Genomic DNA, 15,077 nt, shown 5'->3' on the forward strand with positions numbered 1-15,077 from the left:
CGGCGGAAGCCGAGGAACGCTACTACGCCATGCTGGAAGAACCAGCCATGGCCGCGTGACTCAAAAGAAACGGCCTCCGGCAAACCCGGGGCGGTTCACTATGCGCATATGAGCAAGCTCCGTGTCAAAAAGGGCCAGGCGGTAGAAACCGGTGACGTCGTCGGCGAGGTCGGATCAAGCGGTCGTTCGACCGGTCCGCATCTTCACTACGAGGTTCGCCGCAACGGGGACGCGATCGACCCGTTGCGGTTTCTCAAGGCGGGCAAGAAGGTCAGCAACCTGCTTTAGGCCACAAGCAGAGCCTCAGTCGATATCCTCGACCGGCTCGCCGCTTGCGCCCTCGATGCGCTGCGACAGTGCCGCTTCCATGAATTCGTCAAGCTCACCGTCCAGCACGTCCTGCGGGCTGGTGCTTTCGACACCGGTGCGCAGGTCTTTCACGAGCTGGTAGGGCTGCAGAACATAGGAGCGGATCTGATGGCCCCAGCCAATGTCGGTCTTAGAGGCTTCGGTGGCGTTGGCGACGGCTTCGCGCTTCTTGAGCTCGTCCTCGTAAAGGCGTGAACGCAGCATCTCCCAAGCTTTGGCGCGGTTCTTGTGCTGCGAGCGCTCGGCCTGACAGGCAACCACGATGCCGGTCGCAAGGTGAGTGATGCGAACCGCTGAATCCGTCGTGTTGACGTGCTGGCCGCCCGCGCCCGAAGCGCGATAGGTGTCGATACGCACATCGGACTCAGACACATCGATCTGGATCGTGTCGTCGATGACGGGATAGACCCAGCAGCTTGCAAAAGATGTGTGCCGCCGCGCGTTGGAATCGTATGGCGAAATGCGCACCAGCCGGTGCACGCCCGATTCCGTCTTCAGCCAGCCATAGGCATTGTGGCCCTTGATGAGCACGGTGGCAGACTTGATGCCCGCTTCCTCGCCGTCATGGACTTCCAGCACCTCCACCTTGAAGCCGCGCCGCTCGGCCCAGCGGGTGTACATGCGCAAGAGCATGTTGGCCCAGTCCTGGCTTTCGGTGCCGCCGGCGCCTGCGTGGACTTCGAGATAGGTGTCGTTGGAATCGGCTTCGCCCGACAGAAGCGTCTCGATCTGGCGTGCCTGCACCTCGCCGCGCAAGGCGCGGATGGCAGCCTCGGCTTCGGAGATCACGGACTGGTCGCCCTCCTCCTCGCCAAGAGCGATCAGCTCGACATTGTCGTTGAGCGACTGGGTGAGACCTGTGATGCCCTTGATGCCGTCATCCAGCATCTGGCGCTCGCGCATCAACTTCTGCGCTTCCTGAGGATCGTTCCAGAGATCGGCGTCCTCGGCGCGCATATTCAGGTAATCAAGTCGTTTTACGGCCTGATCCCAGTCAAAGATGCCTCCTCAGCAGGGTTATGGCCTGCTTGATTTCGTCGACAAGATATTCGGTTTCTGCGCGCATTGCCGCGTGTGATCCTGTTGTTCTTCTATCTGAATCGGCGCGGACAATAGGGACCGCGCTCACGGCTGTAAAGAGCGCCCGGCTGCCCTCACAGCCACGGCGAGCACGTCGTTCAAGCTGGTTCCCGAGAGCCTAGGGCATGGCGGCAAGACACCGGACACGGTCTTCCCGCAAAGGGGGGCGTCTTCAGCCGCCAGCGGGACGGACCTTCGGGCCCGCCCGGACGGTTCAGTAAAGGCCGCCGCCGCCGGAACTGATCGCTTCGCTCGCCTGTGGCGAAAGCTCACGGGCGCGCTCGGCGGCCTGGAAATCGTCCATGCCGATGACCCAGTAGCTGTCGGCAGGGCCGGTGCCCGGCTTGAAGGCTTCCATGATCGCGCCGCTCGCTCCTTCCGAAGCGCGCATGCCGCTCTTGCGATCGACGGCGATCATCTTCATGCCCTCAGGCACGCGGAAATCGACCGGACGCGTGTCCTTCAACACATCGGCCATGAATTCCTTGAAGATCGGAGCCGCAAGCCCGCCGCCTGTCGAGCCCTTGCCCATGTGGCGGGGCTGGTCGTAGCCCATATAGACGCCGACCACGAGATCCGGCGTATAGCCTACGAACCAGGCGTCCTTTTCGTCGTTCGTGGTGCCGGTCTTGCCGGCGATCGGGTAGCCCAGCTCGGCGATGGTCGTTGCCGTACCGCGCTGCACCACGCCCTCCATCATGGAGGTGATCTGGTAGGCGGTCATCGGGTCGAGAACCTGATCGGCATTGTCGACCAGCTCGGGCTCTGCCTGGCCATCCCACGCCGTAGCGTTGCAGCCCTCGCACTCGCGCTGGTCGTGCTTGAACACAGTCTTGCCATAGCGGTCCTGGATGCGGTCGATCAGCGAGGGAACAATGTGCTTGCCGCCATTGGCCATGATCGAATAGGCCGAGACCATGCGCATCACGGTGGTCTCGCCCGAGCCCAGCGACATGGCCAGCACCGGAAGCATCTTGTCGTAGACGCCGAAGCGCTCGGCATATTCGGCGACCAGGTTCATGCCCATGTCGTTGGCAAGCCGCACCGTCATCAGATTGCGCGAACGCTCGATGCCGGCGCGAAGCGTCGACGGGCCGGCAGAGCCACCGCCATAGTTTTTCGGCTCCCAGACCTCATTGCCGATGCGGATCGAGATCGGCGCGTCGAGCACCACCGAGGCCGGCGTGTAGCCATTGTCGAGCGCTGCGGCATAGACGAACGGCTTGAAGGACGAACCGGGCTGGCGATAGGCCTGTGTTGCCCGGTTGAATTCGGACTGCGCGTAGGAGAAGCCACCCACCATGGCCAGCACGCGGCCGGTATGGGGGTCCATCGCCACCATGCCGCCGGACACCTCCGGAATCTGACGGAGAATCCAGCCGGATTCCGCATCCTCACCGCCGGATTCCATTTTTTCGACGAAGACGACGTCGCCGGGCTTGAGCACCTCGGCCGGCGAGTCGGCCTTCAGGCGTTTGCCGTCCGCCGTGTAGCGCAGCGCCCAGCTCATGTTTTCCTTGGAGACGGAAACGGTTTCGCGCTCATCGCTCAGCGCGCCCGATGCCTCGCGGGAGGGCTGGAGGCCGACATCAAGGCCCTGATCGGACGAGGCCAGCACCACGGCTAGCCGCCACTCGGGCACGTCCGAAAGGCGCTCGACCTCCCCGAGCGGCACGCCCCAGTCGCCCGAAACGTCGATGGAGGTCACAGGGCCACGATAGCCGCGCAGCGTATCGTATTTGATCAGGCCGTTCTGCAACGCCTTGCGCGCCACGACCTGCATTTTCGGATCGAGCGTCGTGCGGACCGACAGCCCGCCCTCATAAAGCGCGTCCTCGCCGTAGCGCGAGATGATCGCGCGGCGCACCTCTTCGGTGAAGTATTCGCCGGCGAAGAGGTAGGTGCCACCGCGACGCGGCGTCACGCCCAGCGACGATGCCTTCGCCTTTTCAGCCTCTTCGGGTTCGACGTAGCCGTTGGCGACCATCTGGTCGATGACCCAGTTGCGGCGCTCGATCGCCCGCTCGGTGTTACGGAACGGATGATAGTTGGACGGCCCCTTGGGCAGCGCTGCGAGATACGCGGATTCGGCGACCGTGAGTTCGTTGACCGACTTGTCGAAATAGGTCAGCGCGGCGCCTGCGATGCCATAGGCGCCGAGGCCGAAGAAAATCTCGTTGAGATAGAGTTCGAGGATGCGGTCCTTGGAGTAGGCCTGCTCGATACGGAACGACAGGATCATCTCGCGGATCTTGCGGTCGTAGGTCACGCTCGAATCCAGCAGGAAGTTCTTCGCGACCTGCTGCGTGATCGTCGACGCGCCGACCGGCCTGCGGCCCGAACCGACATTCTGCACGTTCGTGACAACGGCCCGTACCAGGCCGGTGATGTCGACACCCGGGTGCGAGTAGAAATTCTTGTCTTCGGCCGAGAGGAAGGCTGCCTTGACGCGGTCGGGCACTGCCTGGATCGGCAAATAGAGGCGGCGCTCGCGAGCGAACTCACCCATCAGCGCACCATCGGAGGCATGAACGCGCGTCGTTACCGGCGGCTCGTAGCGCGCAAGCACTTCGTAGTCGGGCAAGTCCTTGGTGACAGCGCCGATATAAATCGCCACACCCGCCGCTGCCACGAGCGCAAGTGCGACGCCGACGCCGAAGAAATATCCGATAAGACGTATCATGCCCACTCCAGTCTGCGGATCGAAGGGTACTACGCCATCGCCACGCCCTGCGGGGGTGAAGTCGCGCTCCGCTCCGTTCGCCCCCTTCTTATTCCCCCTTGTGGGGAAATTGCGGCGGCTGGGAAGCGCATTTGCGCGATTCTTCGATTAAATCACAGTGTGTTGTGTCGTTGCAACGAATGTGAAACCGGCCGCGCAGCGGTCTCACCCGCCAGCTCCCTGCCGCGCGGACTCGAAAAGGCCTATCGCAGAGGAGATGCTCGAGACGGCCTTGGCGCGCCAATCGGGATCGCGCAGCAACTTTTCGTCGTCCGGATTGGACAGATAGCCAAGCTCGAGCAGCACCGAAGGCACATCAGGTGCACGAAGCACCCGGAAGCCGGCGAAGCGGTGCGGGTTCTTGTTGATCATCTGGATCGACGATGACAGTTCCCCCACCAGCGAGCGGGCGAAACGGATTGAAAAGCTCTGCGTTTCGCGCCGAATAAGATCGGCCAGGATGTCGGCCACTTCCTGGCTTTCTTCCTCGACGGTGATGCCTGCAACCTCGTCGGCCAGGTTCTCTCGGATCGCCTTGGCGGCAGCCTCGGCGTCGGATGCCTTGTCAGCCACGGTGTAAACGGTTGCCCCCCGAACGCCCTTCAGCCGGATCGCGTCTGCATGGATCGAGATCAGAAGGTCGGCTTCGTGCTGGCGTGCAATGCGAACGCGCTCGTCGAGACGGAGAAACAGGTCACGGTCGCGGGTTAGAAAGACGTCGTAATCGCCCAGATCGCGGAGCGCCTTCTGCAGTTCGAGTGCAAATGCGAGCGTTATGGTCTTTTCCAGCGTGCCGGTGACACCCTTCGCTCCGGTGTCGATGCCACCATGGCCAGCGTCGATGACGATCCGGAACGGCCGCGGGCCTTCATTGCCGGCATGGCCGACCCGATCGCCTTTGGGTGTAACCTGAGTGGAACCGGTCGCCTCGATCTGTTCGGCCATCGCCGTTTCGAAGGCCTTCTCGGAGCCCGCGACGATATCTGCAACGAGGCGGAAACCGTGATTCGATTCGTTTTCGAGGATGTCCATCCGTTCGACGGCGAAAGGCCCGTCGAACGAGAGGATGATGCGGGAGCGTCCTTCATCGAGGTTGCCGTAGCGAACCTCGGTGACCAACCCGCGCGGCTCCAGTTCCGCGTCGTCGAAGGCGAAACCAGCCTCAGGCAGGTCGATCACCATGCGATGCGGGCTGCGCAGCAGAAACCAGCGCATTTCCGGCTCGCGGTCGAAATGCACGACGATGCGCGTGCGCGCGGCATCGCCGGCCATCTTGTAGCCATGCGCCTGAAGCACTTCTTCCGCCGATGCGCCGGAAGCCCCGCACAGCATGGCCGCGACAAGCAGCAGCCATGCGCAAAAGCCTGCAGCGAGCCGGCTGCGCCTGCCTTCGAATGCTGATCGATAAGGCTGCGGCTGCATTGAGTCCTGTGCTTCCTGAAGGCCCGGAATTCGTAATCTTAACGATTGGTAGCGGCGTATGGTTAAGCAACCCTTTAGCCCGCAAGCCCCGATACTCGGATACGAATCGGGCTGCGAAATCGGGGTTGCCATGACCTGCCGCAAATCATAAAAGCGGGCTTGGATCACTGCAATGCTCGTGATCGTTCCAGCCTGCCGCCCACCCTTGCTTTGGCAGCAACGGCATTTTGGCGGCTTACAAGGCCCGACCGGTCCCGGCGCAGCGTTTCCGAAGGATTTTTTCTGCAGGGTGGGTCCGGTGACGCGGGCCCCCTGGCGTGAGGAAAACGGCGGGGCTGTGCGCCCTGTCGGCTCTGTACGAGCACATTAGCTGGTCCGTCCTGTCGGACCTTGGTTCAAAAATGGTTCCGCATGTAACGCGATGATCGAAAGCCTGACCATGTTCCAGCCCGGAAGAAACCGCGCCGTCCCGGCCGCGGCCGGAGCGGATGGTCGGCTACGGATGCGCTATGCGGACACACTATTGTCCGGCGCGTCCCCCAGAACGTCGCAAAGGAGCCGCGTGTTTTCGCGGTTGCCGTCGTCTGCCCGCGCCGGGGAGACAAGACATAATGCCCAACAAAATGCTTATAGATGCCTCCCACCCGGAGGAAACGCGGGTCGTCGTCGTTCGCGGTAACCGCATCGAAGAATTCGATTTCGAGTCCCAGGACAAGAAGCAGCTCAAGGGAAATATCTATCTGGCCCGCGTGACGCGTGTGGAGCCGTCGCTCCAGGCCGCGTTCGTCGAGTATGGCGGCAACCGGCACGGTTTCCTGGCCTTCTCCGAAATCCATCCCGACTACTATCAGATTCCGATGGCTGACCGTCAGGCGCTGCTGCGCGCCGAGGCCGAGGAGGCTGAGTCCGAGGACGACGAGGACGAAAACGAGGAGCGCGGTCGCAATCGCCGCCGTCGTCGTGGTGGGCGCAACCGCGGGCGCGCCATCGACGAGCGTAAAGCTTCCGACGACGGCGAGAATCAGGCCGACGATTCGTCGTCGGATGACGAGACTGCCGAGGAAAACGGAGCGGAGCGCGAGGAGAGCGGCAACGACGATACGCCTCGTGCCATCGCCGAGGCCGTCGAGGCCGACTCAGTCTCGGAAGACGTCGAAAGCGACGACCGCAACAACAACGCCGACGACGATCACGCCAGCAATGGCGGCAACAACGATGACGGCGAAGTCGAGTCGGTTGGTGCAGAGGACGCGCTGGAGGAAATCCGCGAACGTCGCCGGCCCAGCCGCCGCCAGTACAAGATCCAGGAAGTCATCAAGCGCCGGCAGATCCTGCTGGTGCAGGTGGTCAAGGAAGAACGCGGCAACAAGGGCGCGGCGCTCACCACATACCTGTCGCTGGCCGGCCGCTATTCGGTGCTGATGCCCAATACGGCACGCGGCGGCGGCATTTCCCGCAAGATCACCAATGCGCAGGATCGCAAGCGCCTGAAGGACGTGGTCAAGGATCTCGACGTGCCGCAGGGCATGGGCGTCATCCTGCGTACGGCGGGCGAAAGCCGCACCAAGGCCGAGATCAAGCGCGACTACGAATATCTGATGCGGCTGTGGGACAACGTCCGCACGCTGACGCTTTCGTCGTCGGCCCCGGCCCTCGTCTACGAGGAAGGCTCGCTCATCAAGCGTTCGGTGCGCGACCTCTACAACAAGGACATCGACGAAATCCTGGTCGCCGGCGAAGACGGCTATCGCGAGGCCAAGGACTTCATGCGCATGCTGATGCCGAGCCACGCGAAGGTCGTGCAGCCTTACCGCGACACCTCGCCGATCTTCGCGCGCAACGGGATCGAGGGGCAGCTCGACAAGATGCTGCAGCCGCAGGTGACACTGAAGTCCGGCGGCTACATCATCATCAACCAGACAGAGGCGCTGGTTGCCATCGACGTCAACTCCGGGCGCTCGACCAAGGAGCACTCGATCGAGGATACGGCGCTCCAGACCAATCTGGAAGCGGCGGAGGAAGTCGCGCGTCAGCTTCGCCTGCGCGACCTAGCCGGCCTGATCGTGATCGACTTCATCGACATGGAGGAGAACCGTAACAATCGTGCGGTCGAAAAGCGCCTCAAGGATCACCTGAAGAACGACCGCGCGCGCATCCAGGTCGGCCGCATCTCGCATTTCGGCCTGCTGGAGATGTCGCGGCAGCGCATCCGCGCTTCGGTGCTCGAATCGACCATGCAGCCCTGCCCGCATTGCGGCGGCGCCGGCCATGTGCGCTCCGAATCCTCGGTTGCGCTTCATGTGGTGCGCGCCATCGAGGAATTCCTGCTCAAGGATTCGCGCAATCACATCACGGTGCGCACGCCAACCTCGACGGCCATCTACGTGCTGAACCACAAGCGTTCGACCCTGACCGAGCTGGAGCTCCGTTTCGGGCTGACGATCTCGGTGGAGGCGGACGAAGGCGTGCGGTCGCAGCATTATGCGATCATCAAGGGTGCGCCGGCCGAACGGCCCGCAGGCTTCACGCCGCCGGCGCCAATCGTCTATCCCGAAGAGCCTGAAGACGACATCATCGATGTCGTTGACGAGGAAGAAGAGGCGGAAGCCGCCGCACCCGCGGAGCAGCGGAACCAGGACGAAAATGGCGAAGGCCAGCGCAAGCGCAAGCGGCGCAGGCGGCGGCGCGGCGGTCGTGACCGCGATCGCAATGCGGAAGCTGCCGGTGACAATGCTGAAGGTGAAGCCGCGGATGCCGGCGGCGCTGCTGAACAGGCGGATGAGGCCGACACGGACAACGAGGGTGCGGCAGAGCAGACCGTTCAGGCCGACGCCGATGGCGAGGGCCAGTCCAAGAAGCGCCGGCGCGGCAAGCGTGGCGGCAAGCGTAACCGTCGCGACGACGAGGCTGCGGCCGAGGCTGGCGACGACGCGGTGTCGGCAGCGCCGGAGGGCGAAGCGCCCGCCGACGTAGCGCCTGAGATGGCCGATCAGGCAGCGATGGACGCCGTGGAAGCCGCGGCACCGGCTGTGCCAGTTGCCGAGGCTGAGGCCGCCGAGAAGCCGAAAAAGAAGGCGACGCGCCGCACTTCGAAGAAGGCAAAGGCCGAAGAACCGGAAGTCGCCGATGCGGCAGCCGATCTTGCAGCGCCGACGACCGACGAGGGAGCCGAAGCGGCGGCGGAAAAGCCAGCCAAGCCGAAGGCGAAACGCGCGCCCCGCCGCAAGGCTGCTGCCGCCGAGGCAGTGGCTGAGGAGGCGGCAAGCGAAGTCGTTGCCGAAACCGCGCCGGAAGCACCTTCCGAGCCGGTGGCGCCCGCGGAAATGCCGGTCGTAGCCAAGGTGGAGACGAAACCTGCCGAGCCGGTGGTCACGTCGTCGACGCCCGCAAATGACGAAACCAAGCCGCGCAAAGGCGGCTGGTGGCAGCGCAAGGGCTTCTTCTGATCCCTCGCCTCATCTGACACGCACCTGAGAAGCCGGCGCTTGCGCCGGCTTCTTCTTTAGAGCCAGGCGCGCAGCCGCTCGATCGCGGTCGAAATCTCGGCTTCGCTGCCGGCATACGACAGGCGCAGGAAGCGGTGCCCTTCGGCAAGGTCGAAGTCGAGCCCCGGCGTGGCCGCGACATGGCATTCCTTCAGCAAGCGCTGCGCAAAATCCATGCTGTCATTGCTGTGGCGCGACACGTCGCAATAGGCATAGAACGCGCCATCCATCGGGGCAGCCAGCGGCAGGCCGATCTGCGGCAGCGCGTCGGCCAGCAAAGCGCGGTTGACGCGATAGCGCTCCTTGACCCTGTCCAGTTCGGCGCCCGCCTCGAAGGCGCGGATCGCGGCAGCCTGGGAAATCTCAGGCGCGGAAATGTAGAGGCTTTGCGCCACGCGCTCGACAGGCCGCACGAGAGCCTCGGGCAGCACCATCCAGCCGATGCGCCAGCCGGTCATGCAATAATACTTGGAAAAGGAGTTGATGACCGTCACGTCGTCGCCGAAGGCCAGCGCCGTCGCATCGGGCGCTGTATAAGCCAGGCGGTGATAGATTTCGTCCGAGATCACCGCGATGCCCATGGCGCGTGCGGCTTCGACGATGCCCCGCAAGGTTTCAGGCGGAATCACCGCACCCGTCGGATTAGCGGGGCTCGCAAACAAGACGCCCTTCAGCGGCTTTTCGCGATGCGCCCGTTCGAGATGGTCCGCCGTGAGCGCGCCCTCCCCGTCGAGCCTGATCTCGACGACCTCCAGCCCAAGCGCCGTGAGCACGTTGCGGTAGGCCGGATAGCCGGGCGCGGTGATCGCGACGCGGTCGCCCGGATCGAACATCGCGAGAAAGGCGAGATTGAAGCCTGCGGACGAGCCGGTGGTCACCGCAATGCGCGCGGCCGGCACCTCGATGCCGTAGTGGTCCGCATAATGTGCTGCGATTGCCTCGCGCAGCGCTGGCAGTCCCAGCGAATCGGTATAGCCGATCTTGCCAGCCGCGATCGCATCGGCAGCCGCCTGGCGAACCACCGCCGGCGCGGGATCCGACGGCTGTCCGACCGCCAGGGAGACGACCGGATGCCCTTGCGCCCTGAGCCTGTTGGCCTCGGCCAGCACGTCCATCGCGTGGAACGGCTCGACCTCGCTGCGTCTGGAAATGGCGACGACCATCATGGCTCCTTTTCTGGCAGGCTGAATGCGCCGCACAATTGCCGGAAAGTACAGGGATCACAAGTTCATGATTTCATTCACCTCGCCTTTTCACCGAATGCGAGGTCGGTTACCTGTGGTTGCCATGTCGTCGCTTTGTTCACGCGCATTCGCCGTTCGCCTGCTCGCGGCCGCTGCCCTTGCAGCGCCGATGATTCTGCCTGCGCCACCGCCGGCATTTGCCCAGGCGCGCAACATCTCGCTGGTACGCGATGCGGAGATCGAGGCACTGGTGCGCGAATATGCGCGGCCTGTGCTCGAGGCCGCCGGGCTCGGCCGTTCCGGCATCGAGATCGTGCTGGTCAACGACCCATCGTTCAATGCGTTCGTCACCGGCCGCCGCATCTTCATTAACACCGGCACGCTGCTGATGTCGCAAACGCCGAACGAGGTGATCGGGGTGCTTGCCCACGAGGCCGGCCATATCGCTGGCGGCCACCAGCAGCGTCTGCGTGAACAGCTTGCCCGCGCGCAGACGCTGGCGGTCGTGGCAACTGTCCTTGGAGTCGGTGCGGCGGTCGCCGGTTCCGCGTCTGGCGCCCGTGGGCTCGGCCAATCGGCTGCCGGCATCTTCACGGGCGGCATGGAGGCGGCTCGGCGCTCCGTGCTCAGCTACCAGCGCACCGAGGAAGCGACCGCCGACCGATCCGCGATCACCTATCTCGAACGCACCGGACAGTCGGCCAAGGGCATGCTGGCGACCTTCGAGCGGCTGGCGGATTCCATGACGCTCGCCGGCGTGCGGGTCGACCCCTACCAGCTCAGCCACCCGGTTCCGCGCGAGCGCATCGCCAACCTCGAGACGCTGGCGCGTGCAAGCCGCCATTTCGACCGCACGGACCCGCCGGCACTGCAGCAGCGCCACGACATGGTGCGCGCGAAGATCGCAGCCTTCACCCAGGGGCATGCCGCGGCTGGCCGCCTCTTCCGCGACAATCCGGGCGGGGTGCCCGCGATCTACGCCGATGCGATCGGCACTTTCCTTTCAGGCAACGCGCGAGCCGCCGTCAGCAAGATCGACACGCTCGTGCGCGCGGCGCCCAAGAACCCGTATTTCCACGAGATGCGCGGCGAAATCCTGATGAAGGCCGGCAGGCCGGCGGAAGCTGCGACGTCCTTCGCCACGGCGATGCAGCTCGATCCACATAGGTCGGGTATCATCCAGATCGGCTACGGACAGGCGCTTATGGCGACCGGCAAGCAGGAAGACCTGCGCAAGGCCGTCAACGAGCTCCAGGCTGGCCTTTCGCGCGACCGCGAATACGCCGCCGGCTATCGGTACCTCGCCCAGGCATACGGCCAGCTCGGCGACGTGCCGCAGGCTGAACTGGCCACCGCGGACGGTCATTTCTATTCCGGCAACTACCGCGACGCGAAAATCTTTGCCGCGCGGGCGCAGCAGAAGATGCCAAACGGTTCGCCGGGCTGGCTTCGGGCGCAGGACATCATCAACTACAGACCGGTGGGCCGTTAAGGTTCGCCAACTGAGCAACAAGGACGAAGACAATGGGCAAGACGGTCGCACTCGGCATCGCAGGCGTCACGATTTCAGTGGCAATGCTCGCCCTCGGCTTCGCGGCAGGCAGCCGCACGGATGTGGCCGCTGCGCCTCAACAGACGGCGGCAATTGTCGAGCCAGCGGCGGCAACGCGCGGCGAGATCGAGACCGTGGTGCGCGACTACCTGCTTTCCAATCCCGAAATCCTCAGCGACATGCAGGTCGCCCTGGAGGAGAAGGAGCGCGAGTTGCAGCGCGTCGCGCAGGTCGAGACGATCGCCTCGTCCTCTGACGCGATTTTCGACGCGGAGCACGACGGTGTCATCGGCAATCCCGAGGGCAGCGTGACCATCGTCGAGTTCTTCGACTACAATTGCGGCTTCTGCCGCCGCGCCATGGACGACATGGACGCGATGGTCGAAGCCAATCCGGATCTGCGTTTCGTGCTCAAGGAATTCCCCATCCTCGGCCCGGATTCGCAGAAGGCGCATGTTGTTTCGATGGCATTTCGGGCGCTCGCCCCTGAGAAATACGCGGCGTTCCACCGTGAACTGATGGCCGGCGAGCGCGCGACCGAGGAATCGGCCATACGCGCGGCACTTGCACAGGGTGTCGACGAGGCGGCACTGCGCGAGGAAATGAAGAACCCGGCGATCACGGACGCCTTCAACCAGACCTACGAGCTGGCGAGCAGGCTCTCAATCACCGGCACGCCTTCCTACGTGGTCGGCGAAGAGGTCGTTTTCGGCGCTCTCGGCCGCGCGGTTCTGCAGGAGAAGGTCGAGCAGGTGCGGGCCACCAACTGACGAGAGCGCGTCCTGAGGGGCGATCTCGTCGTTTCAGGCTGCTGTGGACATGAAAAGAACGCACTTGCGCTCTTTTCGAGGCTGGTTATGCCCTTTATAGAGGTGCCGGCGCAGGAACCCATCTTTATATGTCCAATATCATTTTCGTCCTCAACGGTCCCAACCTCAATATGCTCGGCAAACGCGAGCCCGGCATCTATGGCGGGGAAACGCTGGAGACGATCGGCGAGGATTGCCGCGCGGCGGGAACGAAGCTCGGCCTTGAGATCGACTTTCGCCAGTCCAACCACGAGGGCGTTCTTGTCGACTGGATCCAGGAAGCGGGCTCCAAGGCGAAGGGCATCGTCATCAATCCGGGCGCCTACAGCCACACCTCGATCGCAATCCACGACGCGATCCGCGCGGTCTCGCCGCTGCCGGTCGCCGAAGTGCATCTCTCCAATATTCACGCGCGCGAAGAGTTCCGGCACCATTCATGGGTGTCGTCGGTCGCGACCGGCATGATCTGCGGCTTCGGCTCGCAGGGCTATGCCATGGCACTGCACGCGCTCGCCGCCCGGCTCGGGGCGGCCCAGCAAAAAGGGCAAGGATAAACCTCCGATGTCGACGAAGAAAACCGGTGTTGACCAGCAGCTCATCCGCGATCTCGCAAGCATTCTCGACGAAACGAACCTGACCGAGATCGAGGTCGAGCAGGAAGATCTGCGCATCCGCGTGTCGCGCACGCCGGCAGCCGTTCAGGCCTACTCGGCACCCCTTGCCGCCCCGGCGCCGACACCTGCTGCGCAGTCGGCGTCTGCCGCCACTACTGCCGCGCAGCCCGCCGCACCGGCCGACAACAGCAAGAATGCCGTTCCGTCGCCTATGGTCGGCACCGCCTATCTGGCAGCCGCGCCGGGCGCCAAGCCCTTCATCGAGGTTGGCCAGCAGATCAAGGAAGGCCAGACGCTGCTGATCATCGAAGCGATGAAGACGATGAACCAGATCCCCTCGCCGCGCTCCGGCACCGTCACCGCGATCCTGTTCGAGGATGCGCAGCCGGTCGAGTACGGTGAGCCGCTGGTCGTCATCGAGTAGGCCGGGGCAAGGAGAATGTTCCAGAAAATCCTGATCGCCAATCGCGGCGAGATCGCACTGAGGGTGCTGCGCGCCTGCAAGGAGCTCGGCATCCAGACGGTGGCCGTGCACTCCACCGCGGACGCGGATGCGATGCATGTCGGTCTCGCCGACGAGAGCGTCTGCATCGGCCCGCCCGCCTCGCGCGATTCCTATCTCAACATTCACCAGATCGTTGCCGCCTGCGAGATCACCGGCGCCGATGCGATCCATCCGGGCTACGGCTTCCTGTCGGAGAACGCCAAGTTCGCCGACATTCTCGCCGCCCACAACATCACCTTCATCGGCCCTTCGGGGGACCATATTCGCGTGATGGGCGACAAGATCGAGGCAAAGCGCACCGCCAAGCGCCTCGGCATTCCGGTCGTGCCGGGCTCCGAGGGCGCGGTTTCCGATGAGAAGGAAGCGCTCCGGATCGCGGCCGAGATCGGCTATCCGGTCATCATCAAGGCTTCGGCCGGTGGCGGCGGACGCGGCATGAAGGTGGCGCGCTCCGAAGAAGACCTGCTGGTCGCACTGAATACCGCGCGCACGGAAGCGGGTGCCGCCTTCGGCGACGATGCCGTCTATATCGAGAAATATCTCGAGAAGCCGCGCCATATCGAGGTGCAGATCGTTGGCGACGGTGCCGGACAGGCGATCCATCTCGGCGAGCGCGACTGCTCGCTGCAGCGCCGTCACCAGAAGGTCTGGGAAGAGGCGAATTCTCCGGCACTCAACGCGATCGAACGCGAAAAGATCGGCGGGATTTGCGCAAAGGCAGTCGCCGACCTCGGCTATTCGGGCGCCGGCACCATCGAGTTCCTTTATGAGAACGGCGAGTTCTATTTCATCGAGATGAATACCCGCCTGCAGGTGGAGCATCCGGTGACGGAAGCGATCACCGGCATCGATCTCGTCCACGAACAGATTCGCGTCGCTTCCGGCGGCGGGCTTTCGGTGACGCAGGACGAGGTGCGGTTCGAAGGCCATGCCATCGAATGCCGCATCAACGCCGAGGACCCGAAGACCTTCGTCCCCTCGCCCGGCAGGATCACCCATTTCCACACGCCAGGCGGGCTCGGCATCCGGGTCGATTCAGGCGCCTATTCCGGCTACAAGATCCCGCCCTACTACGACAGCCTGATCGGCAAGCTGATCGTGCATGGCCGCAACCGCGTGGAATGCATGATGCGGCTGCGCCGCGCACTGGACGAGTTCGTGGTCGACGGCATCAACACCACGCTGCCGCTGTTCCGCGACCTGATCGGCAACATCGACATCGCCAATGGCGACTACGACATCCACTGGCTGGAAAAGTATCTCGCCAAGGCGGAGTAGCAGGTCATGCGTCCTTCGAGGCTCGCCCTTGGGTGGCGACATGAAACATCCAAGTCG

Annotated in this window: 10 protein-coding genes and 1 pseudogene; 7 read left to right on the forward strand and 4 right to left on the reverse strand. The window is 63.8% G+C overall.

Annotation, left to right across the window (positions count from 1 at the left end):
• Positions 1–99: 99 nt before the first annotated feature.
• A pseudogene (locus V1479_RS22785) lies at positions 100–288 on the forward strand (M23 family metallopeptidase); the annotation flags it as partial.
• A gap of 15 nt (positions 289–303) precedes the next feature.
• Here V1479_RS22785 and prfB read toward each other — a convergent pair.
• The 3 genes from prfB to V1479_RS22800 all read right to left on the reverse strand — a co-directional run bounded on the left by prfB (position 304) and on the right by V1479_RS22800 (position 5,593).
• Positions 304–1,435, reverse strand: a protein-coding gene (gene prfB, locus V1479_RS22790) for a peptide chain release factor 2 (RefSeq protein ID WP_368804884.1) whose coding sequence is annotated in 2 segments (ribosomal slippage) — positions 304–1,368 and positions 1,370–1,435 — 1,131 coding nt in all. Because the reading frame shifts where the segments join, the coding sequence is not laid out codon by codon here.
• 228 nt (positions 1,436–1,663) lie between these two features.
• The gene (locus tag V1479_RS22795; protein WP_368804885.1) at positions 1,664–4,132 is read right to left on the reverse strand and encodes a penicillin-binding protein 1A; all 2,469 of its coding nucleotides are present in this window, start codon (positions 4,130–4,132) and stop codon (positions 1,664–1,666) included.
• A gap of 204 nt (positions 4,133–4,336) precedes the next feature.
• Positions 4,337–5,593 (reverse strand): N-acetylmuramoyl-L-alanine amidase, encoded by a 1,257-nt coding sequence (locus tag V1479_RS22800; protein ID WP_368804886.1) that lies wholly within the window; start codon positions 5,591–5,593, stop codon positions 4,337–4,339.
• Between the two features lie 611 nt (positions 5,594–6,204).
• On the opposite strand from V1479_RS22800, the gene V1479_RS22805 reads away from it, so the two are divergent.
• Positions 6,205–9,039: an Rne/Rng family ribonuclease gene (locus tag V1479_RS22805; RefSeq protein ID WP_368804887.1), complete on the forward strand. Its 2,835-nt coding sequence runs from the start codon at positions 6,205–6,207 to the stop codon at positions 9,037–9,039.
• A gap of 56 nt (positions 9,040–9,095) precedes the next feature.
• On the opposite strand, the gene V1479_RS22810 is transcribed toward V1479_RS22805, so the two are convergent.
• Complete coding sequence (locus tag V1479_RS22810; protein ID WP_173193483.1) at positions 9,096–10,241, reverse strand: pyridoxal phosphate-dependent aminotransferase; 1,146 nt, start codon at positions 10,239–10,241, stop codon at positions 9,096–9,098.
• Between the two features lie 124 nt (positions 10,242–10,365).
• Between V1479_RS22810 and V1479_RS22815 the strand changes: the two genes are divergently transcribed.
• From V1479_RS22815 to accC, 5 genes are all read left to right on the forward strand, one after another.
• Positions 10,366–11,754 (forward strand): M48 family metalloprotease, encoded by a 1,389-nt coding sequence (locus V1479_RS22815; protein WP_438620826.1) that lies wholly within the window; start codon positions 10,366–10,368, stop codon positions 11,752–11,754.
• A 32-nt stretch (positions 11,755–11,786) separates the two neighbouring features.
• Positions 11,787–12,584: a DsbA family protein gene (locus V1479_RS22820; RefSeq protein WP_368804888.1), complete on the forward strand. Its 798-nt coding sequence runs from the start codon at positions 11,787–11,789 to the stop codon at positions 12,582–12,584.
• A gap of 128 nt (positions 12,585–12,712) precedes the next feature.
• On the forward strand, positions 12,713–13,177 hold the full coding sequence (gene aroQ / locus V1479_RS22825) for a type II 3-dehydroquinate dehydratase (protein WP_368804889.1): 465 nt from the start codon (positions 12,713–12,715) through the stop codon (positions 13,175–13,177).
• Between the two features lie 7 nt (positions 13,178–13,184).
• Positions 13,185–13,661, forward strand: coding sequence for an acetyl-CoA carboxylase biotin carboxyl carrier protein (accB, locus tag V1479_RS22830; RefSeq protein WP_368804890.1), 477 nt, complete (start codon positions 13,185–13,187; stop codon positions 13,659–13,661).
• A 15-nt stretch (positions 13,662–13,676) separates the two neighbouring features.
• Positions 13,677–15,020 carry an acetyl-CoA carboxylase biotin carboxylase subunit gene (gene accC / locus V1479_RS22835; protein WP_368804891.1) on the forward strand — a complete coding sequence of 448 codons (1,344 nt, stop codon included), beginning with the start codon at positions 13,677–13,679 and terminating at the stop codon, positions 15,018–15,020.
• Positions 15,021–15,077 lie beyond the last annotated feature (57 nt).

Origin of the sequence: Neoaquamicrobium sediminum, assembly GCF_040970315.1 — a bacterium.
In the GTDB taxonomy this organism is placed as follows: Bacteria; Pseudomonadota; Alphaproteobacteria; order Rhizobiales; family Rhizobiaceae; genus Aerobium; species Aerobium sediminum.